The sequence below is a fragment of the Accumulibacter sp. genome (assembly GCF_029255125.1).
GTDB lineage: Bacteria > Pseudomonadota > Gammaproteobacteria > Burkholderiales > Rhodocyclaceae > Accumulibacter.
The window spans coordinates 43,270-64,065 of the sequence record NZ_JAPUVR010000081.1 but is presented as its reverse complement, the minus strand read 5'-3'; the positions used below and the strand labels follow the sequence as shown (position 1 = coordinate 64,065).

23 protein-coding genes are annotated in these 20,796 nt (G+C 63.1%); 8 read left to right on the top strand and 15 right to left on the bottom strand.

Features of this window, described 5'->3' with window-relative positions; all coding sequences use genetic code 11:
• Window positions 1-28: 28 nt before the first annotated feature.
• Window positions 29-574, bottom strand: coding sequence for an oligoribonuclease (orn, locus tag Q1L59_RS05045; RefSeq protein WP_300328946.1), 546 nt, complete (start codon window positions 572-574; stop codon window positions 29-31).
• A 46-nt stretch (window positions 575-620) separates the two neighbouring features.
• Here orn and Q1L59_RS05040 point away from each other — a divergent pair, with 46 nt between their 5' ends.
• The 3 genes from Q1L59_RS05040 to Q1L59_RS05030 are packed head-to-tail and all read left to right on the top strand — an operon-like array spanning window position 621 to window position 3,031.
• Window positions 621-1,862 carry a M48 family metallopeptidase gene (locus Q1L59_RS05040; RefSeq protein WP_300328943.1) on the top strand — a complete coding sequence of 414 codons (1,242 nt, stop codon included), beginning with the start codon at window positions 621-623 and terminating at the stop codon, window positions 1,860-1,862.
• On the top strand, window positions 1,859-2,725 hold the full coding sequence (gene rsgA / locus Q1L59_RS05035) for a ribosome small subunit-dependent GTPase A (protein ID WP_300328941.1): 867 nt from the start codon (window positions 1,859-1,861) through the stop codon (window positions 2,723-2,725). Before Q1L59_RS05040 ends, rsgA begins: the two co-directional genes overlap by 4 nt.
• Before the next feature lie 18 nt (window positions 2,726-2,743).
• On the top strand, window positions 2,744-3,031 hold the full coding sequence (locus Q1L59_RS05030; RefSeq protein ID WP_300328938.1) for a polyhydroxyalkanoic acid system family protein: 288 nt from the start codon (window positions 2,744-2,746) through the stop codon (window positions 3,029-3,031).
• Here Q1L59_RS05030 and Q1L59_RS05025 read toward each other — a convergent pair whose 3' ends face one another.
• The 4 genes from Q1L59_RS05025 to Q1L59_RS05010 form a co-directional block, all read right to left on the bottom strand.
• Window positions 3,032-3,805, bottom strand: a complete 774-nt coding sequence (locus Q1L59_RS05025) for a hypothetical protein (protein WP_300328934.1) — start codon at window positions 3,803-3,805, stop codon at window positions 3,032-3,034. It abuts the gene before it with no gap.
• 39 nt (window positions 3,806-3,844) lie between these two features.
• Window positions 3,845-4,492: a TetR/AcrR family transcriptional regulator gene (locus Q1L59_RS05020; RefSeq protein ID WP_300328931.1), complete on the bottom strand. Its 648-nt coding sequence runs from the start codon at window positions 4,490-4,492 to the stop codon at window positions 3,845-3,847.
• Window positions 4,493-4,598: 106 nt separating this feature from the next.
• Window positions 4,599-5,819: a patatin-like phospholipase family protein gene (locus tag Q1L59_RS05015; RefSeq protein WP_300328928.1), complete on the bottom strand. Its 1,221-nt coding sequence runs from the start codon at window positions 5,817-5,819 to the stop codon at window positions 4,599-4,601.
• 221 nt (window positions 5,820-6,040) lie between these two features.
• Window positions 6,041-6,616 (bottom strand): phasin family protein, encoded by a 576-nt coding sequence (locus Q1L59_RS05010; protein WP_300328924.1) that lies wholly within the window; start codon window positions 6,614-6,616, stop codon window positions 6,041-6,043.
• 177 nt (window positions 6,617-6,793) lie between these two features.
• On the opposite strand from Q1L59_RS05010, the gene Q1L59_RS05005 reads away from it, so the two are divergent.
• The 4 genes from Q1L59_RS05005 (at window position 6,794) to mobA (ending at window position 10,579) form a co-directional block, all read left to right on the top strand.
• Window positions 6,794-8,779, top strand: coding sequence for an SDR family oxidoreductase (locus Q1L59_RS05005; RefSeq protein ID WP_300328921.1), 1,986 nt, complete (start codon window positions 6,794-6,796; stop codon window positions 8,777-8,779).
• A gap of 19 nt (window positions 8,780-8,798) precedes the next feature.
• Window positions 8,799-9,218 (top strand): ProQ/FinO family protein, encoded by a 420-nt coding sequence (locus Q1L59_RS05000; protein WP_300328918.1) that lies wholly within the window; start codon window positions 8,799-8,801, stop codon window positions 9,216-9,218.
• A gap of 61 nt (window positions 9,219-9,279) precedes the next feature.
• Window positions 9,280-9,840: a hypothetical protein gene (locus tag Q1L59_RS04995; RefSeq protein ID WP_300328915.1), complete on the top strand. Its 561-nt coding sequence runs from the start codon at window positions 9,280-9,282 to the stop codon at window positions 9,838-9,840.
• 76 nt (window positions 9,841-9,916) lie between these two features.
• The gene (gene mobA, locus Q1L59_RS04990) at window positions 9,917-10,579 is read left to right on the top strand and encodes a molybdenum cofactor guanylyltransferase MobA (protein WP_300328912.1); all 663 of its coding nucleotides are present in this window, start codon (window positions 9,917-9,919) and stop codon (window positions 10,577-10,579) included.
• Here the strand turns inward: mobA and Q1L59_RS04985 are convergent.
• The 9 genes from Q1L59_RS04985 to Q1L59_RS04945 all read right to left on the bottom strand — a co-directional run bounded on the left by Q1L59_RS04985 (window position 10,543) and on the right by Q1L59_RS04945 (window position 18,067).
• On the bottom strand, window positions 10,543-10,971 hold the full coding sequence (locus tag Q1L59_RS04985) for a DUF1841 family protein (RefSeq protein ID WP_300328909.1): 429 nt from the start codon (window positions 10,969-10,971) through the stop codon (window positions 10,543-10,545). The two genes, mobA and Q1L59_RS04985, sit on opposite strands and share 37 nt — an antisense overlap.
• Window positions 10,964-11,638 (bottom strand): endonuclease III, encoded by a 675-nt coding sequence (gene nth, locus Q1L59_RS04980; protein ID WP_300328906.1) that lies wholly within the window; start codon window positions 11,636-11,638, stop codon window positions 10,964-10,966. Before nth ends, Q1L59_RS04985 begins: the two co-directional genes overlap by 8 nt.
• 1 nt (window position 11,639) lies before the next feature.
• Entirely contained in the window at window positions 11,640-12,335 is a 696-nt protein-coding gene (locus tag Q1L59_RS04975; RefSeq protein ID WP_300328903.1) for an electron transport complex subunit E, read from the bottom strand.
• Window positions 12,319-13,008 (bottom strand): electron transport complex subunit RsxG, encoded by a 690-nt coding sequence (gene rsxG, locus Q1L59_RS04970; protein ID WP_300328900.1) that lies wholly within the window; start codon window positions 13,006-13,008, stop codon window positions 12,319-12,321. Before rsxG ends, Q1L59_RS04975 begins: the two co-directional genes overlap by 17 nt.
• Window positions 13,005-14,027 carry an RnfABCDGE type electron transport complex subunit D gene (locus Q1L59_RS04965; protein ID WP_300328898.1) on the bottom strand — a complete coding sequence of 341 codons (1,023 nt, stop codon included), beginning with the start codon at window positions 14,025-14,027 and terminating at the stop codon, window positions 13,005-13,007. Before Q1L59_RS04965 ends, rsxG begins: the two co-directional genes overlap by 4 nt.
• Window positions 14,028-14,030: 3 nt before the next feature.
• Complete coding sequence (rsxC, locus tag Q1L59_RS04960) at window positions 14,031-15,803, bottom strand: electron transport complex subunit RsxC (protein WP_300328895.1); 1,773 nt, start codon at window positions 15,801-15,803, stop codon at window positions 14,031-14,033.
• Between the two features lie 9 nt (window positions 15,804-15,812).
• A complete protein-coding gene (rsxB, locus tag Q1L59_RS04955; RefSeq protein ID WP_300328892.1) occupies window positions 15,813-16,355 on the bottom strand; it encodes an electron transport complex subunit RsxB in 543 nt (180 codons plus the stop codon).
• Entirely contained in the window at window positions 16,352-16,936 is a 585-nt protein-coding gene (gene rsxA / locus Q1L59_RS04950) for an electron transport complex subunit RsxA (protein ID WP_300328889.1), read from the bottom strand. The genes rsxB and rsxA overlap by 4 nt, the downstream gene beginning before the upstream one ends.
• Before the next feature lie 93 nt (window positions 16,937-17,029).
• Window positions 17,030-18,067, bottom strand: coding sequence for a quinone-dependent dihydroorotate dehydrogenase (locus tag Q1L59_RS04945; RefSeq protein ID WP_300328886.1), 1,038 nt, complete (start codon window positions 18,065-18,067; stop codon window positions 17,030-17,032).
• Window positions 18,068-18,255: 188 nt separating this feature from the next.
• On the opposite strand from Q1L59_RS04945, the gene Q1L59_RS04940 reads away from it, so the two are divergent.
• Window positions 18,256-19,935 (top strand): AMP-binding protein, encoded by a 1,680-nt coding sequence (locus Q1L59_RS04940; protein ID WP_300328883.1) that lies wholly within the window; start codon window positions 18,256-18,258, stop codon window positions 19,933-19,935.
• A gap of 196 nt (window positions 19,936-20,131) precedes the next feature.
• Here Q1L59_RS04940 and Q1L59_RS04935 read toward each other — a convergent pair whose 3' ends face one another.
• Window positions 20,132-20,665 carry a low molecular weight protein-tyrosine-phosphatase gene (locus tag Q1L59_RS04935; protein WP_300328880.1) on the bottom strand — a complete coding sequence of 178 codons (534 nt, stop codon included), beginning with the start codon at window positions 20,663-20,665 and terminating at the stop codon, window positions 20,132-20,134.
• Window positions 20,666-20,796 lie beyond the last annotated feature (131 nt).

The following is a 20,796-nucleotide window of genomic DNA, read 5'->3' as shown; positions in this document are numbered from 1 at the left end:
GATCGGGTGACTGCTTCGCCGTCTCGCGTCAGGTGCGCAGAAAATGCTCGCGGTAATACCTGAGTTCGGCGATCGACTCGCGAATGTCGGCCAGCGCCGTATGCTCGCCACGTTTGCGCAAGCCACTGGCCAGATCGGGCCGCCAGCGCCGACACAACTCCTTCAACGTGCTGACATCGAGGTTGCGGTAGTGAAACCACGCTTCCAGGCGCGGCATGTACTTGTACAGGAAGCGCCGGTCCTGGCCGATCGAGTTGCCGCACAGCGGACTCGTCGACGGCGGGACGTGTGCCTGGACAAAAGCGAGCGCTGCCGCTTCGACGCTTGCTTCGTCGAGCAGCGAAGCCCGAACGCGCTCGATCAGGCCTGAGCGAGCGTGCGTCGTACGATTCCACTCGTCCATCGCTTCCAGGCAGGCATTGTCCTGGTGCACGACCCAGACTGGCGACTCGCTGATCGTCGCCAGGCTTTCGTCGGTCACCACGATCGCCAGCTCGATGATCCGCTCGCGCTCCGGATCGAGACCGGTCATCTCCATGTCCAGCCAGACGAGGGAAGTCACAGCCTGTGTCATATAATCCGCCTCAAACCGTACGAAGCCGCCATTCTGTCACAGCCCCATGCCCAACACGTTCTCTTTCGTCTTCCTGGCTGCCTGCCTGCTCACCGCCAGCACGCGTCTTTGGCTGGCGCAGCGTCAGATGGCGCACGTCGCCGCACACCGCGCTCAGGTTCCGGCCAACTTCAGCGCCCGGATCGAGCTTGCTGCGCACCAGAAGGCGGCCGACTACACGCTGGCGCGGACATCGCTTGGCCGGGTCAGTCTCGCGCTCGATCTGGCGATTCTGCTCGCCTTGACGCTTGGCGGCGGGTTGCAGCGATTGCACGAACTCTGGTCGGCCGAACTTGCCGGAGTGGCCTACGGTGTGGCGCTGATTTTCAGCGTACTCGCGCTTGGCGCACTACTCGACCTGCCGCTGGCGCTTTATCGGCAGTTCGTGATCGAAGAGCGCTTCGGCTTCAACCGGACGAGCCTGCGCCTCTTCATCGCTGACCAGGCGAAGGGTGCGCTGCTTGCCGTGCTCATCGGCATGCCGGTGCTGGGCGTCGTCCTCTGGCTGATGGAGGCGATGGGAGCAAACTGGTGGTGGTCGGTCTGGCTCTTCTGGTGCAGCTTCAATCTGCTCGTTCTTTTCGTCTACCCGAGCTGGATTGCACCCCTGTTCAACAAATTCTCGCCACTCGACGACGATTCGCTGCGCCGGCGCGTCGAAGCTTTGCTGGCGCGCAGTGGCTTTGCCACTTCAGGCCTGTTTGTCATGGACGGATCGCGGCGCTCGAGTCACGGTAATGCCTACTTCACCGGTTACGGGCGGACCAAGCGCATCGTCTTCTTCGACACGCTGCTCAACCGCCTGCAGCCGGCCGAGGTCGAAGCGGTGCTGGCGCACGAGCTGGGTCACTTCAAGCATCGCCATGTCCTTAAGCGGATCATGCTGCACTTCGCCGGAGCCCTGGCTTTGCTCGCGCTGCTTGGCCAACTGATCGACGAGCGCTGGTTCTACCTCGGTCTCGGCGTGGACACGATGAACACGGCCATCGGCCTGCAGCTCTTCATTCTTGTCTTCCCCGTGTTCACCTTCATGCTCACGCCCTTGTTCAGCCTGGCAGCACGGCGCGACGAGTTCGCGGCGGATCGCTATGCGGCCGAACAGGTTTCGGCAAGCGCGCTGATCAGCGCGCTGGTCAAGCTCTACGAGGATAACGCGGCGACGCTCACTCCCGATCCCGTGCACTCGCTGTTCTACGATTCTCACCCGCCGGCGGGTTTGCGCATCGCCCGCCTGCAGGAGAGCCTTTGAAACTCGCCGGCCTCGTCGTCGCGGCGCACGGACGGCAATACCGGGTTGAGCTGGCCGACCGCACGACGCTGATCTGCCTGCCTCGCGGCAAGAAAAGTGAACTGGTGTGCGGCGACCAGGTGATCGTCGAGCAGGTGAGTCCTGGACAAGGCGTGATTGGCGCGCTCACGCCACGACAGACGCTGCTCTATCGCTCGGACCGCTGGAAACAGAAGCTGATCGCGGCAAACGTGACGCAAATCATCATCGTCGTCGCGACCGAGCCGTCGTTTTCCGATGAACTGGTCACCCGCTGCATCGTCGCCGCCGAAAGCCAAGGAATCGAGATCCTCATCGTGCTCAACAAGTGTGACCTGCTTGAACGGCTGGCTGATGCCAGGGCGCTGCTCGCCCCCTATCGCGAACTCGGTTACCGCGTGCTTGAACTGGCCGCACGCTACGACACGACGGGCATCGAACCCTGCCTGGCGAGGCATACCAGCCTGCTCATCGGGCAATCCGGGATGGGCAAGTCAACGCTGACCAATGCGCTGATCCCGCATGCGCAGGCGGCCATACGTCCGGTCTCGCAGGCACTCAAGACAGGCCGGCACACGACCACGCACGCCAGCCTCTACCATTTCGGCGAGAATGCGACCTTGATCGACTCACCTGGCCTGATGGCCTTCGGCCTGCGGCATCTGTCGCTGGCCGCTATCGCCGAAGCGTTCCGTGAGCTGCGCCCGCTGCTCGGTCAATGCCGATTCCGCGATTGCATGCACGAGCGCGAACCCGACTGCAGTGTTCTGGCTGCGCTGCGCGAGGGTAAAATCAGCCCGCGACGCTACGCGGCTTTTCGTTCTCTCTGCGCAGAGCTGGCGTAACTGCTAAGGACCCGTGACATGAGCGAGATCATCATCCGTCGCCCGCATGGCAAGACCCATGCCGAGGCACGCGCTGCCGCCGAACAGATGGCTGCCGAACTGAAAAAGGAGTTCGCGCTGAACTACGCCTGGCACGGCGATATCCTGCAATTCAAGCGCTCGGGCGTCAGCGGCCAACTGACGCTCGACAGTCGCGAGGTTGCGCTCGATATTCGGCTCGGTTTCCTGCTCGCGGCGTTCAAGTCAACGATAGAACGGGAAATTCACCGCTTTTTCGACGAGAACTTCCCGACCGCTGCCGGCTGATCAGTCGGCCATCTCCGCTTTCGCCGCCTCAACGTCGAGTCGCTCCATCGCGTCCATCGGCTGACACCCCGCCGCTTCGCGATAGAGCCGTTCGGCCTCCTTCATCTTCGCCTTGCCGTACATCATGACCAGGGCGTTGGCGAACTCGATCCGGGCGATAGCCGAGTCCGGATTGAGTTGCAACGCTTTCTCGAGCAGTTCGTGGCCACTGCTTTTCTTCGCTCCGTAGGTCATGCCACCGACCAGCGCGCCCACCTTGTCGATCACCTCGGCATGGTAGGCGCCGAGTGCTGTGTGCGCATCGGCGTGGCGCGGCTGCAACTCGATCGCCCGCGTCAGGCTGTGCTTGATCTTGCCGCCCAGCCCCTGCGCCAATGCCTTGGCCACCGAAATGCTCTGGCTATAGCGACCGAGCGCGTAAGCGTGCAGATACCAGCCGTTGGCATCGGCTGGCGCCTTCGTCTGCAGTTCTTCACAGCGCTTGGCAACCTCGAGCAACAGCTCGCATTTGCGCCGATCGTCGGTCTCCAGATAATTGGCATAGATCGCGGCCGCCTTGTTGGCCGCGTTGTAGCCTGCCAGACCGCACGCGACGCCACTCTCGACGGCCTGCCCGAAGTCGCCCGCGTGATAGCTGCGCCAAGCCTCCTGCACTGCCGGATCGTCGGGAAACGGCTCGCAATCGCCCCGGTGCAGACGTTGCCAGTGGTCGGCGAGAGCCGGTCCGGCATAACGGTAGCGCGTGTCGGCATACGGAAACTTTGTCCACGCCATTCTTCTTCCTCCAGAGTCGTAAGATGGATTGATGCTCGTCTACGGCGCAACGTATTCGCGCGCCAACCTGTCGAACAGCCCCTTCGCGTCGCCAACCAGAAACGGCGAAAGCATCGCCATCACCTGATAGACGCCGCGCCCGAGACGGTTGGTCTCGGCTTTGGCACGCGGGTCACGTGCGTACTCGAAGGACAGCCAGTAACTCGCCAGCACCGCCACGTTGATCGCCAGCGCACGCCGTTCCGGCGCAGTCGCGCGCATCGCCCCGGTAGACACCAGGCCATCGCACAGCGTCTGCGCGGTACGCACCTTGTGCGCCAGGATTCGACAGAAATGGATTTCGAGCAGCCGGTTGCGCGTCAACAAGTCGTTCAAATCACGGTAGAAGAAACGATAGGCCCAGATTTCTTCAAAAAGCAGATGCAGGAATAGCCAGATGTCCTCGACGTTGGCCAAACGCCGTGTCGGCGCGGCGAGTGTTTCCTCGATCTGCCGTTCGAAGACCGAGAAGATCGCTTCGATGATTTCATCTTTGTTATGGAAGTGGTAATACAAATTCCCTGGGCTGATGTTCATCTCATCGGCGATCACCGTCGTCGTGACGTTCGGCTCACCGAACTCGTTGAACAGGCGAAGGCTCGTTTCGATGATGCGCTCGCGCGTTCGCCGCTTGGGTTTTCTTTCCATCCGCCGCCCGCCCTGCCCTACTTCGATGTTTGACGAACGGCCAGCATAGCACCCGGGGCGAGCGCAGGGAACCCCGGCTGTCAGGCACTCTAAATCGGCATTGCGGTCAGGGCTGGCGTCTCTGCAACCAGAGCTCGAGGTCATGCAGCGACGAATCGAGCGCGGCGGCACTCGTCGCCAGGTCTGGTCGCCGCTTGTGCGAGAGCAGCGAGCGACTGTGATCCTTGAGCACAGCGAGATTGAGCCCGATACCGTGGCGCTCGAGGATCGGACGCAATTCGTGCCGCCGCCGGTACAACTCGCTGCGCGTGCGCTGATACGCGTGTTCGCACAGACGGCGGCGCCCGCGATAGCTGAACACGTTGGTGAAGAACATGTCGACGTCGTCGCGCGTCGGTTCGAAAAGGACGACGTCCTTCCCCTTGAACTCCAAGCGATAGCGCTCCATACCGGTGCGCATGCGCGAATGAATGATGGCGCGAAAGGTCTGTGCGAGGACGACCGGCAAACCGCCCTCGACCAGATGGTCGGGGGCCGCCGACAGGTTGCCCTGCGGCGACACTCGGCGGGCAGCCAGACGCGAGTCGAAAGGCACCAGCGGATTGATGCACAGAACAAGATCGGCGCCTTCCTGCAAGGCGACCGAGGCATGCAGCGTCTTGATCAGCGCGCCGTCGACGAAATAGCGCTCGCCGACCAAGACCGGCGGGAAAAGGCCGGGCAATGCGGCGCTTGCCTGCACGGCGACCGAAATCGGGATGTCGTCGTAGCCCGGCGCGCCGAAGGGAATCGACTCGCCTGTATCGAGGTCGGTAGCAACGATGAACAGCCGGTGGTCGAGCTGGCGAAAGTCGTTGCTCCGTCCGCCACTCGAAAAGAGGCGCCGAAGCAGCTGGTCGATCCCAGCGTTGTTGAATACACCGGTCGGAATCGCGTGGCTCAAGCCCTGGAACGCCTCGATCAGTCGCAAGTGCCACGGGTCCGACAGGTACTGGCGAAGCGCCGTCCAGAAAAGGACCGGAACCGACAGTGCGCGCCGGAAGTATTCGCCCAACGCCGGTCTGAGCAGCATTTCCGGATCGAAAACCTCCTCGGTGTCGTCTTCAACCAGCATGCGCGCCAAGCTGCTCGGGGCAAGTCGATTGGCCACCGCAGCCGCAATGAAGGCACCCGAGCTGACCCCGACATAGATATCGAACTCGTTGAAGTCGAGCCCGTCGAGGGCTTCGGCCAGCGCGGCCATTGCCCCTACCTCGTAGATCCCGCCCACCGGACCGCCACCGGCGAGTGCCAGTCCGATCGTCGAACGTCTCGTTGTCGTCGCCATAGCCTAGGGCCTCTCAATCCGGGAAGACTGCGCGAACGCCGCGCGGAACGACTCTTGCGGGTGATTTCCCGCGCGCGTGCCGCCGGGCACACGACTGACCGCAGTCCCCCGGAGACCGGCGGCAGCGTAGCGCCACCACGCCTCCGGACGACTGATCATCATCGGCAGGCAGCCAGGCGCCAGCGCCAGCAGCGCGCCACCGCCCGGCAACGCCGATCCGCTTACTCGCCGGCTTTCTGCGGAATCGTATTCAACACATCAGCCGGCGTCACCGGCGGAACCGCTTTGGCGGCAGCCGCGCGTGGCTTAGCTGCAGCGGGTTTCGCTGTCGCCGGCGGGCTGGCTACCACTTCCGCCTCGGCAACCTCCTTGGCGGCTGGTTTGGCCACGCTGCGCGCTGGCGCCTTGGCCACCGGCTTGCCTTCGGTCAGCGCCTGAACGGCCGCGCTCAACTCGACGACGCGTTTCGACAGCCTGTCGATATCCTGCTTGGTCGGCACACCCAGGCTGCCGAGGGCGCGCGCAACCCGGTCCTCGAAGACCTGCTCGAGCCGATCCCAGGTCCCGGCCGCCTTGCCAGCGACCTGAGCGACCCTCTCGTCGGTCATCTTGCGCGTCTTGGCCTGGATGTTCTCGCCTTCCTTGACCAGCGCGTCGAACACCTTGCCGCCTTCTTCCTGCGCTTTGGCAAAGGCGCCAAGGCCGGCCAGCCAGATTTGCTGCGCCGATTCCTTGACCGTCATTGCCAGTTGGTTGTCCGCCAGTCCACCCGCCAAATCACGCAATTTCTTGCCCATCATCATCTCCTTAACGTCGTTGTCGAAAGGTCAACAAGTTTTTTGCTTGCCCTCAGGAGCTAGTCTAGTGACAATATCTAGAGGACGCACACTAAAGACCAGCAAAGTTGCCCGCCGAGCGTGTGTGTCCAGCCACGGCAGGCTTCGCACGACGACCTTGAGTCCAGGGAGACAAGCATGAACTACTTCGTGACCGGCGCCACCGGTTTCATTGGCAAACGCCTGGTTGCCAAGCTTCTGGCGCGACCGGAGGCCACAGTGTACTTCTTGACGCGCGCCATCGAAATGCCGCGGCTGGCTGAACTGTACGCCTACTGGCAGACGAACGAAGCGCGCGTCATTCCGATTGTCGGCGACCTGACGCAGGCGCAGCTTGGCGTCTCGCAAGCCGACCTGGGCAGGTTGAACGGCCGCATCGACCACTTCTTTCATCTGGCCGCGATCTACGACCTGAAAGCCAGCGCTGCCGATCAGCAGCAGGCCAACGTCGAGGGTACGCGCAACACGGTACGCCTGGCGGAAGCGATTGGCAGCCGGCATTTCCATCTGGTCAGTTCGATCGCTGCCGCCGGACTTTTCGAAGGACTCTTTCGCGAGGACATGTTCGAGGAGGCTGAAAACCTCGACAACCCCTACTTCCGTACCAAGCACGATTCGGAGGCGATCGTGCGCAAGGAGTGTTCGCTGCCATGGCGCGTCTTCCGTCCTGCTATCGTCGTCGGTGATTCGCGCACCGGTGAAATGGACAAGGTCGATGGGCCCTACTACTTCTTCAAGCTCATCCAGAAGATGCGCAAGCTGTTTCCGGCTTGGATGCCGACCATCGGCATCGAAGGCGGGCGCATCAACGTCGTCCCGGTGGACTTCGTCGTTGCGGCAATGGATCACATTGCCCACCTGGACGGCGAGGACGGTCATTGTTTTCATCTGACTGATCCAACGCCGATGCGCGTCGGCGATCTGCTCAACACCTTCGCGCGTGCTGCGCACGCGCCGGAGATGGCCATGCGGATCAATGCTGCATTGCTCGGCTTCATCCCTCGTTCGGTGCGCAAGGCGATGTTTGCCCTGACCCCGGTACGGCGAATCCGCAGCGCAGTGATGAAAGACCTCGGCCTGCCCGACGACATTCTCGAATTCATCAACTACCCGACGCGCTTCGACTGCCGTGAAACGCAACGCGCGCTACGCGGCAGCGGCATTGCCGTGCCGCCGCTCGACACCTACGCCTGGCGGCTATGGGATTACTGGGAACGCCACCTTGACCCGGACCTCTTCATCGATCGCACCCTGCGCGGCCAGATCGAAGGCAAGCTTGTCCTCGTCACCGGCGGATCATCCGGGATAGGCAAAGCCACCGTACGCAAGATGGCGGAAGCCGGAGCCATCGCGGTGACCATTGCGCGCGATGCACAGGCGCTGGAGGAAACCCGGCGCGAATTCGAGGCTGACGGGCTGAAGCTGATCACCTACGCGGTGGACGTTGCGAACCCTGAGCAGTGTGCCGCTTTCGTCGAGGAAATCAGCCGGCTGTACGGGGGCGTAGACATCCTGGTCAACAACGCCGGGCGCTCGATTCGCCGTGGGATAGAAAGCTCGTTCGATCGCTTTCACGACTTCGAGCGGACGATGGAGGTCAACTATTTCGGTGCGCTTCGGCTGACCATGGGCTTCCTGCCGGGCATGATCGCCAAACGCAAGGGCCACGTAATCAACATATCGTCGATCGGCGTACTGACCAACGCTCCACGTTTTTCCGCTTATGTGGCGTCCAAGGCCGCGATGGACGCCTGGGCGCGCTGCGCGGCCTCGGAATTTGCCGACCGCGGAATCGAATTCACGACGATCAACATGCCACTCGTCAAGACTCCGATGATCGCGCCAACCAAGCTTTACGACCAGGTGCCGACGCTCAGCCCGGACGATGCCGCGGAGATGATCGTCGAGGCGATCATTCACAAGCCAGTGCGCATCGCAACGCGGCTCGGAATCTTTGGTGCGCTGCTTCATTCGCTGACGCCGAAAGTCGCCCAGATCGTGATGAACACCAGTTTCCGCATGTTCCCCGATTCGAGCGCTGCGTCGCACGCAAGCGCCGAATCGAAACAGCAAACCGCCGACCAGATCGCCTTTTCGCAGATCATGCGCGGAATTCATTTCTGACCCGGCGGCACGACAAGCGATGAATACCACGAATCCTGGCAGCGCCCATAGCGCGAGCGCGCGTCAGCTCCTGAAAGATTTGCACGACAGCTTCCCTGTCCTGCGCGACTGTCGCCCGCTGGCCATCGGAATAGACAAGCAGTTGCTGGCGCGTCTCCCCGGTCTTGATCGCAAGCACTTGCGCATCGCGCTGGGCATACACACGCACTCCCTGCGCTACCTGAAAGCGATCGAGAAGGCGCAGGTCAGGCTTGATCTGGAAGGTAATCCGGCGGGCGAGATTACGCCTGAACAACGTGTTTACGCCAGCCAACTGGTCAAGGAGCGGCTGGAGAAGCAGGCGGCGCAACGTCGTGTGCAGCGCGAAGCAGATGCTTTGGCGCGACAACACGCCGAGAAACTCGGCCGCCTGGTCGAGAAGTTCGGTCGCCTCAAATAGGCAATGGTGCAGCCCAGGCGGCGTGGCTGGTGCCTGATCGCTCATCAAATCGAATCGCCGCATGAAGCACCTCTTGCGAGACAGCGCACCGATCGAGCTCTATGCGTGGCTGGACGCCGACGCTGAACTACCCGGCTGGGATATCCTGCTCGGCAATCCTTTCGGCAAGTCCTTGCCGGAAGATCAGTTCACGACGGTGCAGAATTACTTTGCCGAGTACCACCTGGAGTACTTCCGGCAACGGCTCTATCAGCACTTTCCCAGCCGCCTGCATGCGCTGCTGCTGTTTGCCACGCGCGTGGACGCCGAAACCTTCCGCCGCAAGCACCCGGCTCGCGTCTGCGGAAAGCTGCTCGTTTGCGCGCGCAGCAAGGGAACGTACACGTGTTCGTTTCACGACTCCAGCTGGCTTGATTACCTGCGGCTGCCGCACAGCCTGAACCTTGCGATGCTCGACGAAGTCGCCCGCCACTACTGGAGCGGTGCGCTGGTCGAAGAAGTTGGCCTGACCTTCATGAACGAACGCTGGCACGAGCCGCCGGTCATCGAAGCGCTCTTCCAGGGAATGCTCGAGCCCCTCGCCAACGCACCCGACAGCGGCTGGCTGCCGGGCTTTGCCTGAGCGTGCCGGTGACACCCTCGCCTTCCCGCGGGCGCTCGCCAGGCGTTCGAACGCCGGGCGGGCTGCAGCTTCGCCGGTGAACCGCCCGCCGATCAGCGGAGTCGTGCTGGCGGGCGGATTGGGCCGCCGCATGGGGGGCGCCGACAAGGGGCTGCAGTTGCTCGCCGGCAAGCCGCTCGCGCAATGGGTCGTCGAGCGCCTGCGACCGCAAGTCGACGAAGTGCTGATCAATGCCAACCGTCAAATCGCCGTCTACGCGGGTCTGGGCTACCCGGTAATCAGCGACCGCGTCCCGGGTTTCGCCGGCCCGCTGGCCGGCTTGCACGCGGCCTTGGCCAGCGCCACGCATCCGCTCGTCGCCTGTGTTCCCTGCGACTCGCCGCGACTGCCCGCCGATCTGGTTGAACGCCTCTACCACGCACTGGCCAGCCAGCGGTGCGACCTGACGCTCGCCCGAACCTGCGCGCAGCGGCAGCCGGTATTCTGCCTCTGCCGGCGTGCCTTGCTGCCCCATCTCACCCAGTTCCTGCACGACGGCGGCCGTCAGCCTGGCCTCTGGTACAGCACTTTGAACGCCTGCGAAGTCGCTTTTGACGACGAAGTCGCGGCTTTCTGCAACATCAACACGCCCGACGATCTCGCTCGTCTGGCGGGTGAAGCGCCTTGGCCCGAAGGCACTTCGGCCTCCGCTGCAGATCAGCTTCAGCCTTTAGCTGCGCGCTGCACGCACTCGAGGTAGGCGACAGCATCGATTGCAGTGCGCTCCCTTTGCGAGCGCCAGAGCGCTTCGCCCAGGCATTCGAGGATGCGGTGTTCTGCCGCGTGCGGGTCGAGGCGCGCGGCCAGGGCCTGAAAAGCCGCGCGGATTCCGCGCGGCTGGTCGATGCTCAGTTGCTCGGCAATCGCCAGATGCAGCGACAGATGAAGAAAGGGGTTGAGCTGTCCGCCCTCGGGCGGATATTCCTGTGTGGCGGCGAGCGCCGGGTCGGCGAGCAAAGCATGATACTCGGGATGGCGGATGATCACATCGACCGCAGCAGCCTCGGCACCTTCCAGCAGCGAACGCTCGCGGTGTTTCTTCCACGCGCGGCAGAAGAAGTCGCGCACCTGCTCTCGCGTCGGATTAAACATCTGACGACGCGAGCGATTGGCCGACCACAGCGTTGTGCGCGCAGAGATCGGCAAGGCAACAGCGCGCGCATTCCGGCCGGCGTGCCTTGCAGACGTAACGCCCATGCAGGATCAACCAATGATGCGCCGACCGCCGGAATTCCTCGGGAACACACTGCAGCAACTCCCGTTCGACAGCCAGCGGAGTTTTTCCGCTGGCCAGGCCGATCCGTCGAGCAACGCGAAAAATGTGCGTATCGACAGCGATTGTCGCTTCGCCGAAAGCAACGTTGAGCACCACGTTCGCCGTCTTTCGCCCGACGCCGGGCAGGGCTTCGAGCGCTTCACGCGTCGCTGGAACCTCCCCGGCGTGCTTGTCGAGCAGTTGCCGGCAGCTTGCGATGACGTTTTTCGCTTTGCTTCGGAAGAGTCCTATCCGGTTGATATAGGGAACCAGACCGGACTCGCCGAGAGCGAGCATGGCGTCTGGCGTCGGGGCATCGGCAAAGAGCGCACGCGTCGCCTGGTTGACGCTCTTGTCGGTCGCCTGCGCCGACAGGATCACGGCAACCAGCAGTTGAAACGGCGTCGCGAACTCGAGTTCCGTTTCCGGTTGTTCGTTTGACTCCCGCAAACGGGCAAAGATCCGACCGATGTCAGCCGCGCTCAGGCCTGTCGAATCGGCCATCTCAGGCACCGCCGACCAGCTTGCCCAGCGTCGTTGCCGACTGACCTCGGCTGCGCCGCGCCGCCGTCCGTGCTTCGACCCAGTTCTTCCAGGCAATCAGGCAGCCGAGAACGATGAAAGCGCCGGGTGGCAGGATGGCGAGCAGGAAACCCGGATAGTCCTCCGGCAGGATCTGCCATGGACGCAATGCCGGAATGACCATGTCGATGCCCGCAAACAGCGTGCCGCCGCCGATGAACTCGCGCAGGCCGCCGAGCAGCGCCAGCGTCCACAGCATCCCGACGCCCATGAAGACGCCGTCGAAGGCCGACTGCAGCGGGGGATTGCGGTTGGCAAAAGCCTCGACGCGCGCCAGTACGATACAGTTCGTGACGATCAGCGGAATGAAGATGCCGAGCACCTGATACAGCTCATGAAACTGTGCGTTGAACACGAGATCGACGACGGTTACCAGAGCGGCAACGATCAGGATGAAGACCGGAATCCGAATTTCGTGTGGTATCAGGTTGCGCAGGGCGGCCACCGCAACGTTGGCAATCGCCATGACCAGAATCGTCGCCAGCGAGAGCATGACGCCGTTGACCATGTTGCTGGTTACCGCGAGCAAGGGACAAAGGCCGAGGATCTGGACCAGGCTGGTATTCTGGTGCCAGACGCCATTATCCCGGATCTCCTTGAACTCAGCGCGGCTGATCATCGCTTTTCTCCTCTCGGGTGCCGTCGGCCAACCACTCCGCGCGGTGTTTGGCAAAATGCTGCAAGGCTTTGTGTACCGCGCGGATGATTGCCCGCGGCGTGATCGTCGCGCCGGCGAGCGAGTCGAAGCGTCCGCCATCCTTCTTCACCCGCCAGTCGTGCTCGCCCAACGCAGCCAGCGACAGGCCATCGAACTGTCTGATCCACGGATGTTCCTTGTTCTTGTCCTTGCGCGGCTCGATGTAATCGCCCAGCCCAGGTGTTTCCTTGTGCTGAGTGACGCGCACGCCGAGCAGCGTTCCGTCGGCGGCTACCGCGATCAGCAGGCGGATCTTCCCCGAGTAGCCGTCAGGCGCAACGGCCTCGAAGACGAGTGCGGTGATCACACCCTGCCGGCGTGCCCGATACGCCGCCGATTCCTGCTCGAGGCCCAACTCCGGCGTCGCCGCCAGTGGCCGGACATCGCTGAGAAAGTCATTGTCATACAGCTCGCTGGGCAGCACCTCGCTGATCAGTTTCATCTTCTCAGCCAGCGCCGCCGCTTCGACCGCGGGTCGTGTCCATTGATAGGCGGCTGCCAGCAGACCGGTGAACGCGATCACGAAGAGAAACAGGATAAGTGCCGTGCGCGCGGCCATCCTGAGCGGACTCGGTGTCTTCGCCGCCGAGCTCATCGCTCTTTTTTCATGCCGAAGATCGGCGGCTGAGTGTACATGTCGATCAGCGGTACGCAGAGGTTCATCAACAAGACAGCGAAAGCGACGCCGTCAGGATATCCGGCGAAGACGCGGATGACGTAGGCGAGAACCCCGGCAGCAAAGCCGAAGACGAGCCTTCCCTTGGCCGTCGTGCAACCCGATACCGGATCGGTCACGATGAAGAAGGCGCCCAGCATCGCGCCACCCGAGAAGAGATGGAACAGGGGATTGGCGAAGCGCTCCGGCTGCCATGCCCAGAGGGCTGCGGCGAGTAACGAGAGGCCGGCGATGAAGGCGAGCGGCGCCTGCCAGCCGATCACCTTGCGCTGCCATAGCCAGAGGCCGCCGAGCAGGTAACCGGTGGTCACCCACTCCCAGCCGCGCCCGGCAAAGTTGCCGAACACCTCTTGCGTCGCGAGCAGCGTCGGCACATCGACGCTACCCTCGCTCACCTTCAGTGCGGTCTTGATCGCATCGAGTGGCGTTGCTCCGCTCATCACGTCGATGCGCGGCGCCAGCCCGGCGACCAGCTCGAACTGCTCGCGCAGCGAAAGTTGCAGACCGATGACCGGCCACTGTGACATCAGCGCCGGAAACGAGACGATGCACGCGGCGAACGCGACCATCGCCGGATTGAAAGGGTTCTGCCCCAGCCCGCCGTACAGGTGCTTGGCAATGACGATGGCGAACAGGCTGCCGACGACGACCAACCACCACGGCGCCATTGGCGGAACGGTCAGCGCGACCAGCCACGCAGTGACCACCGCGCTGCCGTCAGTGAGAAACATCGCCATCGGTCGGTTGCGCAGCCGAAGCATCAAGGCTTCGCCAGACAGCGCAGCAATCGTTGCCAGCAACAACTGGAACAGGATGATCGGTCCGATCAGCCAGACGTAGGCGGCGATTCCCGGCAACAGACCGATCAGCACCTGCAGCATGATGCGCCGCACGCTGGTGCGCTCAAGCAGCAGATAAGGGGGAGTCGAGAAGTCCATCGCTCAATCGCCCGATCCGGCAGAATCGGACGAGCGCTCAGGCGGCGCGGGCGGCGCACTGGCGCTGCTTGCCTGCCGTGCCCGGCGCGCGTCGACGGCGGCGATTTCCTTCGCCTGCTCCGGGGTGAGGCGGTCAGTATTTCGCGCCGCTTGTCCGGCGCGTTGGGCGCGCGCTCGTTCCATCGCAGCCTGGATCGTCGCCTTCTTCAGCGCTTCAGCGTCGAGTGCGCCGGCGCTGTCGGCCGCTTCGCCGGTCGCCGGCGGCGTGTCCTGCGGTTCGAGCGCGCGCGGCGTGCCTGCCGCGTCGCTGTTGGTTTGCGCCACCACGGTCTTGCGTTCAGCCGCCTTGGCGGCAGCCGCTTTCGCCAGCCGCTCGGCCTTTTCCTCCTTCTCGCGTTCCTCGCGCGCGTTGCGCAATTCAAAACGCGCCTTGGCGGCGTCGGCCGCCTTCTTCTCGCGCTCGCGTGCCCAGATTTCGCTCTTGGCAAAACGAAAATACTGGACCAACGGAATGTGCGACGGGCAGACATAGCTGCAGCAGCCGCATTCGATGCAGTCGAAGATGTGATACTCCTGCGTCTTGCCGAAGATCCGGGCCCGCGAAAACCAATACAGCTCGAAAGGCTGCAACTCGTGCGGACATACGTCGGCGCACGCTCCGCAACGGATGCACGGCATCTCGGGCGGATTCGGCGGAAATAGTCCGGCCGAGCCGGCGATGATACAGTTGGTCGCCTTGACCACGGGGGCGTCGAGGCTGGGCAGGGCAAAGCCCATCATTGGCCCGCCCATCAGGAAAGCGTTCGTATCGCGCTGCGGCTCACCGAGCGCTACGAAGTCGCGCAGTGGCGTCCCGATACGGACGTCCCAATTGCGCGGATGGGCGACGTTGCCGGTGAGCGTGACGATGCGCGAAATGACCGGCTCGCCGAACTCGAGCGCGCGGTACGCCGTGTAGACGGTGGCCACGTTGAAACATTGCACACCGAGTTCGGTAGACCGCCGACTGGCCGGCACCTCCTTGCCGGTCAGCACGCGAATCAACTGCTTGGCACCACCTGCCGGGTAGCGCGTCGGAACGGCCACGACCGCATAATCGAGGCCCAGGTGCGCGACCGCATTGCGCATTGCGGCGATCGCTTCCGGCTTGTTGTCCTCGATGCCGATCAGCACGCGCTGCGCCGCCAGCAACTCGCGAAAGATGGCAATACCGCGCACCGTCTCCTCGGCCCGCTCGCGCATCAGCATGTCGTCGCAGGTCATGAAGGGCTCACACTCGGCGCCATTGATCACCAGGTCTTGCACCACCACGGACTTCGCTGGCGCCAGTTTGGCATGGCTGGGAAAGACCGCGCCGCCCAGGCCGACGACCCCGGCGTCGCGCAGGGCCTCGCGTACGCGTTCAGGTGGCTGGCTCCGGTAATCGATCGGCTGGCGCTCCGCCCACTCGTCGCAGCCATCGGGCTCGATGACAACGCTCAGCGTAGTCAGCCCCGAGGGGTGCGTCGCGACATGTTCTTCAACCGCCAGGACACGACCCGAAGTCGGCGCGTGCACCGCCGACGACATCCAGCCGTCGGCACCGCCGATCAACTGGCCTTTGCCCACCTTTTCGCCCGGGCGGACGAGCGGATTGGCCGCCCCGCCGATGCTCTGGTGCAAAGGCACGTAGAGGCGCGCGGGCAGCGGCGCGAAGCCGATCGCTTCCTGTACCGACGGGCTCTTGTTGGTCTGTGGCTTGACGCCGCCTTTGAAGCTGAACAGTCGCTGCAGCATCAGCCGGCCCTAGGCAGCCCGCCGAATCTCGAAGACCGGGTACTTCCACTTCCAGTTATCGAGATTCTCGCTCAATGGCTCCATGCGGATACATTCGACCGGACAGGGCGGGATACACAGTTCGCAACCGGTGCAAAGCGGCCCGACGATCGTGTGCATCTGCTTTGCTGCGCCGACGATGGCGTCCACCGGGCACGCCTGAATGCAGAGCGTGCAGCCGATGCACGTCTGTTCGTCGATGATCGCCACCTGCTTCGGCTTCTCCTCGGCGGCCAGGGGCTTGACCTCGCGGCCGAGTAGATCAGCCAACTTGCGCACGCCGTCCATGCCGCCAGGCGGGCAAAGGTTGATTTCCGCTTCGCCCGACGAGATCGCCTCGGCGTAGGGTTTGCAGCCGGGGTAGCCGCACTGGCCACACTGCGTCTGCGGCAGGATGGCGTCGATCTTTTCAACCAGCGGATCACCCTCGACCTTGAACTTGATCGAGGCGTAGCCGAGCGCAGCGCCGAGGACGATGGCGCCGAGCGCCATGATGGCCAGGCTGGCGATCATTGATACTTGTCCAGACCGACGAAGCCCATGAAAGCCAGGCTCATCAGCCCGGCAGTAACCATTGCGATGGCTGCACCCCGAAAATAGACGGGCACGTCTGCCCCTTCGATGCGCTCACGAATACCGGCAAAGAGAACGAGAACGAGCGAGAAACCTGCCGCGCTGCCGGCCCCGAAAAGCAGTGACTCGACGAAATTGAAACGGTTGGCGACGTTCAGTAGCGGCACCCCGAGGACGGCGCAGTTGGTGGTGATCAGTGGCAGGTAGATACCGAGCACCTGGTGCAGGAGTGGGCTGGTCTTCTGAATGACCATCTCGGTCAACTGGACGATCGCCGCGATCGTCACGATGAACGACAGCGTGCGCAGGTATTCGAGCCCGAAAGGCATCAACAGGTAATGGTCGATGACGTAACTCGCTCCCGTCGCCACGGTGAGCACGAAGGTGGTCGCGGCGCCCATCCCGAAAGCCGTGTCCAGCTTCTTCGAGACGCCCATGAACGGACACAGACCGAGGATCTTGACGAGAACGACGTTATTGACGAGGACGGCGCCGACGATGATGAACAGGTAATGGGTCATGGCTGTGGCATGGACGCTGGGCAGCACGTTCCGAAGCGGAGAGATTATCCCGGGCGCGAGCCCCGTACGCAAGCGCCGTCGAGCGCGCTGCGGTCATCCCTGCCGCAGGCTGGCAATCGCCTTGGCCGCTTCGGCGACCAGTTGGGGACCGCGATAGACGAAACCCGTGTAGAACTGGACGAGACTCGCTCCAGCAGAGATCTTCGCGGCCGCATCGGTACCGCTCATGATCCCGCCGACACCGATGATCGGCAGCTCTCCCGCCAAGGCTTGCGCCAACTGACTGACGACCGCGGTCGAGCGCGCAAACAGTGGTTGCCCGGAAAGTCCTCCTGCCTGATCCGAGTTTGGCAGGCCCTCGACCCCGCTACGCGCGACCGTCGTATTGGTGGCAATGACCGCGTCGATCCGGTGCCGGCGCAACAGGTCGGCGATCAACTGGACTTGCCCATCTTCAAGATCAGGCGCGATCTTCAGCGCGAGCGGCACGTAGCTGCCGTGCACATCGGCCAGCCTGGTCTGCGCTGCTTTCAGGCGAGCCAGCAAGGCGGCGAGCGCATCGTCCTTCTGCAACTCGCGCAGGTTCTTCGTGTTCGGACTCGAAATGTTGACCGCAACGTAACTGGCTGCCGGATAGACGCGATCAAGGCAGATCAGATAGTCATCGGCGGCCTGCTCGATCGGCGTGTCGAAGTTCTTCCCGATATTGATGCCGACGATACCGCCGCCGCGTTTGAACCGGCTGCCGGCAACATTCGCCAGCAAGCGGTCGACGCCATCATTGTTGAAGCCCATGCGATTGATGATCGCCCGCTGCTGTGGGATACGGAACAGACGCGGGCGTGGATTTCCCGGCTGTGCGCGCGGCGTCACCGTGCCGACCTCGATGAAGCCAAAGCCGAGGCTGGCCAGCGCATCGATGTGGGCGCCGTTCTTGTCCAGCCCGGCGGCCAGACCGACGCGATTGGGAAAGTCCAGCCCCATCACCCGCAGCGGGTCGGCTGCTACCTTCCCGCTCAGTACGCAGCCGGCACCGGTGGCCGCGAGCAGATCGACACCCGCCAAGCCAAGCACGTGTGCGGTCTCCGCGTCGAGCGAAAAGAAGAAGCGGCGAATCACCGGATAGAACATGGGCGCATTCTAGCGCATCGCAACATGCCAGGCGACCGCTGTTTTCCGGGTCAGACGGCAGCGGCGACGCGCGCTACCTCGAACGTCTTTTCGCGCCTGAGCACGCTCGACTGGCCGACGCGCAAGCAGAAGTCACTTACAATGTTGTGTTGCTGTCCCCCGACTTCATCAACGAGAAAGGATCAACCATGTCATATTCCGCTTTCGTGCAGGCACGTGATTTCCTTCTGGCGCACCGTACCGACTATCAGACCGCCTACGACGGCTTCAAGTGGCCGGAACTGACCGAGTTCAACTGGGCCATCGACTACTTTGATGCGATGGCAGCCGGTAACGATCGGCGAGCGCTGTGGGTGGTCAACGAAGACGGATCGGAACAGACAAGGTCGTTTGCCCAGATGTCTGCTCGTTCGAATCAGGTCGCCAACTGGTTGCGCGGACAAGGCGTGCGGCGCGGTGATCGAATCCTGATGATGCTCGGCAATGAAGTCGCGCTCTGGGACACCATGCTCGCCGCTTTCAAACTCGGCGCCGTGCTCACGCCAGCGACGACGCTGCTCGCACCGGACGATCTGCGCGACCGCCTCGACCGCGGTCAGGTGCGGCACGTCATCATCGGCCATACGCACGTCGACAAGTTCGCCAACCTGCCGGGCAACTACTCGCGCATCACGGTCGGCGGCGCGGTGAGCGGTTGGCACGCGCTGGAAGATGCCTACCAGGAGTCGAGCGACTTCCGGCCGGACGGCGCGACGCTGGCGACCGACCCGATGCTCCTCTACTTTACCTCCGGCACGACCTCGAAGCCGAAGCTGGTGCTGCACAGCCATCAGAGTTATCCGGTTGGCCATCTGTCGACGATGTACTGGCTCGGCCTGCAGCCCGGCGATGTGCACTGGAACATCAGTTCCCCGGGCTGGGCAAAGCACGCCTGGAGCTGTTTCTTTGCGCCGTGGAACGCTGGCGCGACGATCTTCATCTACAACTACTCGCGTTTCGCCGCGTCGGCGATTCTCGACACGCTGGTGCGCTGTTCGGTCACCACGCTGTGCGCCCCGCCAACCGTCTGGCGCATGCTGATCCAGGAAGACCTGGGCAAGTACCCGGTCAAGGTGCGCGAGTTGATCGGCGCTGGCGAGCCGCTTAATCCGGAAGTCATCGACCAGGTCAAGGAGGCTTGGGGGATCACGCTGCGCGACGGTTTTGGCCAGACCGAGACAACGGCGCAGGTGGGCAATTCGCCGGGCCAAGCAGTCAAACTAGGGTCGATGGGACGACCAATGCCGGGCTACCAGGTTCGCCTGGTCGACAGCGACGGTCATGTCTCGGATGAAGGCGAAATCTGCCTCGACCTGAGTGCACGCCAGCTTGGCCTGATGATTTCGTACGCCGATGACCCGGAAAAGACGGCCGAGGTGATGCGCGACGGTTTCTATCACACTGGCGATACCGCGTCGGTCGATGCAGACGGCTACATCACCTACGTCGGACGCGCCGACGATGTCTTCAAGGCTTCCGATTACCGGATCAGCCCGTTCGAACTGGAAAGCGTGCTGATCGAGCATGAGGCCGTCGCCGAGGCAGCCGTCGTCCCGAGTCCGGACCCGCTGCGGCTGGCTGTTCCGAAGGCTTTCCTGACGCTACGTGCGGGTCATGAACCCAGCCGCGAACTGGCGCGCGACATTTTCGTCTTCCTGCGTAGCCGCCTCTCACCTTACAAGCGCGTCCGCCGCATTGAGTTCGGCGAGTTGCCGAAGACGATCTCGGGCAAGATTCGCCGGGTCGAGCTGCGCAAGGGTGAGCAGGAGAAGGCGGCGGCACCGCAGCGCGGCGCCTTCGAGTACTACGAAGACGATTTCGAGTTCTGAGGCGTCCCCGGCTGGTCGAGCGAATGACCGCCTGACCAAGCCAAAGCCGAATCTGCCGCTCCGCTGGCCAGCGCCGCGGCAGATTCGCTGACCTTACCTGGTGCAGATCGACCGGGGCGTGCGGGTTGAGCGAGCGGCCACCATCCGCGTCGGCCCGTGGTGCGGACTGCGGCGTCGGGGTTTGCCACGAGGGCGATCAGGCCGGGCGATCGAGCTTTGCCGCGAGTTGGTCGCCGCCGCGTGCGTCGCCCGCCTTGCCGACCAGCTGTTGCTCGATTCCCTCGAGCAGTCCGCTCGCCGCGTCTTCGATCATGTCGAGTACGAGGTCAAAGCCGTGCCCCAGACCATAGTATGGATCCGGGACTTCGTCGTCGTCGAAATTCTTTGAGTAGCTCATGAACAGACCGAGACGCTCATGCTTGTCGGGCGGACAGATGCGCTTCAAGGCGTCGAGATTGTTCTGATCCATGGCCAGAATCAGGTCGAAGTAATCGAGGTCCTGCGCGGCAACCTTGCGCGCGCGCATGTCGGAGAGATCGTAACTACGGCTTGCGGCGGCCCGCTGCGTCCGTTGATCGGGAGCCTCGCCAACATGGTAGCCGTGCGTCCCGGCTGAATCGACTTCGACTTTGTCCTCGAGGTTCTTCTGGCGCAGAAGATGACGGAAGACGCCCTCTGCAGTCGGCGAGCGGCAGATGTTTCCCATGCAGACGAATAGAACCTTGATCACCCTCGACCTTCCAGTTTTGTTTCCACTTCGGCGCCGCGCCGGCTCGCGCGGGCGGCACCGCCTGTCCACGCGTATCTTATAATGAATTGCTTCTTTTCCGAAACTCACCGAGTGGCGGGCGGGCGGCTACC

Excerpts from the sequence above, each read along its gene's own strand:
- Q1L59_RS05015 (WP_300328928.1), bottom strand. The coding sequence starts at position 5,819 with ATGGCGACGACAACGAGACGTTCGACGATCGGACTGGCACTCGCCGGT.
- Q1L59_RS05020 (WP_300328931.1), bottom strand. The coding sequence starts at position 4,492 with ATGGAAAGAAAACCCAAGCGGCGAACGCGCGAGCGCATCATCGAAACG.
- Q1L59_RS04975 (WP_300328903.1), bottom strand. The coding sequence starts at position 12,335 with ATGATCAGCCGCGCTGAGTTCAAGGAGATCCGGGATAATGGCGTCTGG.
- orn (WP_300328946.1), bottom strand. The coding sequence starts at position 574 with ATGACACAGGCTGTGACTTCCCTCGTCTGGCTGGACATGGAGATGACC.
- Q1L59_RS04940 (WP_300328883.1), top strand. The coding sequence starts at position 18,256 with ATGTCATATTCCGCTTTCGTGCAGGCACGTGATTTCCTTCTGGCGCAC.
- rsxC (WP_300328895.1), bottom strand. The coding sequence starts at position 15,803 with ATGCTGCAGCGACTGTTCAGCTTCAAAGGCGGCGTCAAGCCACAGACC.
- Q1L59_RS04995 (WP_300328915.1), top strand. The coding sequence starts at position 9,280 with ATGAAGCACCTCTTGCGAGACAGCGCACCGATCGAGCTCTATGCGTGG.
- Q1L59_RS05025 (WP_300328934.1), bottom strand. The coding sequence starts at position 3,805 with ATGGCGTGGACAAAGTTTCCGTATGCCGACACGCGCTACCGTTATGCC.
- rsxG (WP_300328900.1), bottom strand. The coding sequence starts at position 13,008 with ATGAGCTCGGCGGCGAAGACACCGAGTCCGCTCAGGATGGCCGCGCGC.
- Q1L59_RS05040 (WP_300328943.1), top strand. The coding sequence starts at position 621 with ATGCCCAACACGTTCTCTTTCGTCTTCCTGGCTGCCTGCCTGCTCACC.
- Q1L59_RS05010 (WP_300328924.1), bottom strand. The coding sequence starts at position 6,616 with ATGGGCAAGAAATTGCGTGATTTGGCGGGTGGACTGGCGGACAACCAA.
- rsxB (WP_300328892.1), bottom strand. The coding sequence starts at position 16,355 with ATGATCGCCAGCCTGGCCATCATGGCGCTCGGCGCCATCGTCCTCGGC.
- Q1L59_RS04985 (WP_300328909.1), bottom strand. The coding sequence starts at position 10,971 with ATGTTTAATCCGACGCGAGAGCAGGTGCGCGACTTCTTCTGCCGCGCG.
- Q1L59_RS05030 (WP_300328938.1), top strand. The coding sequence starts at position 2,744 with ATGAGCGAGATCATCATCCGTCGCCCGCATGGCAAGACCCATGCCGAG.
- Q1L59_RS04945 (WP_300328886.1), bottom strand. The coding sequence starts at position 18,067 with ATGTTCTATCCGGTGATTCGCCGCTTCTTCTTTTCGCTCGACGCGGAG.
- rsxA (WP_300328889.1), bottom strand. The coding sequence starts at position 16,936 with ATGACCCATTACCTGTTCATCATCGTCGGCGCCGTCCTCGTCAATAAC.
- nth (WP_300328906.1), bottom strand. The coding sequence starts at position 11,638 with ATGGCCGATTCGACAGGCCTGAGCGCGGCTGACATCGGTCGGATCTTT.
- Q1L59_RS04965 (WP_300328898.1), bottom strand. The coding sequence starts at position 14,027 with ATGGACTTCTCGACTCCCCCTTATCTGCTGCTTGAGCGCACCAGCGTG.
- Q1L59_RS05000 (WP_300328918.1), top strand. The coding sequence starts at position 8,799 with ATGAATACCACGAATCCTGGCAGCGCCCATAGCGCGAGCGCGCGTCAG.
- Q1L59_RS05005 (WP_300328921.1), top strand. The coding sequence starts at position 6,794 with ATGAACTACTTCGTGACCGGCGCCACCGGTTTCATTGGCAAACGCCTG.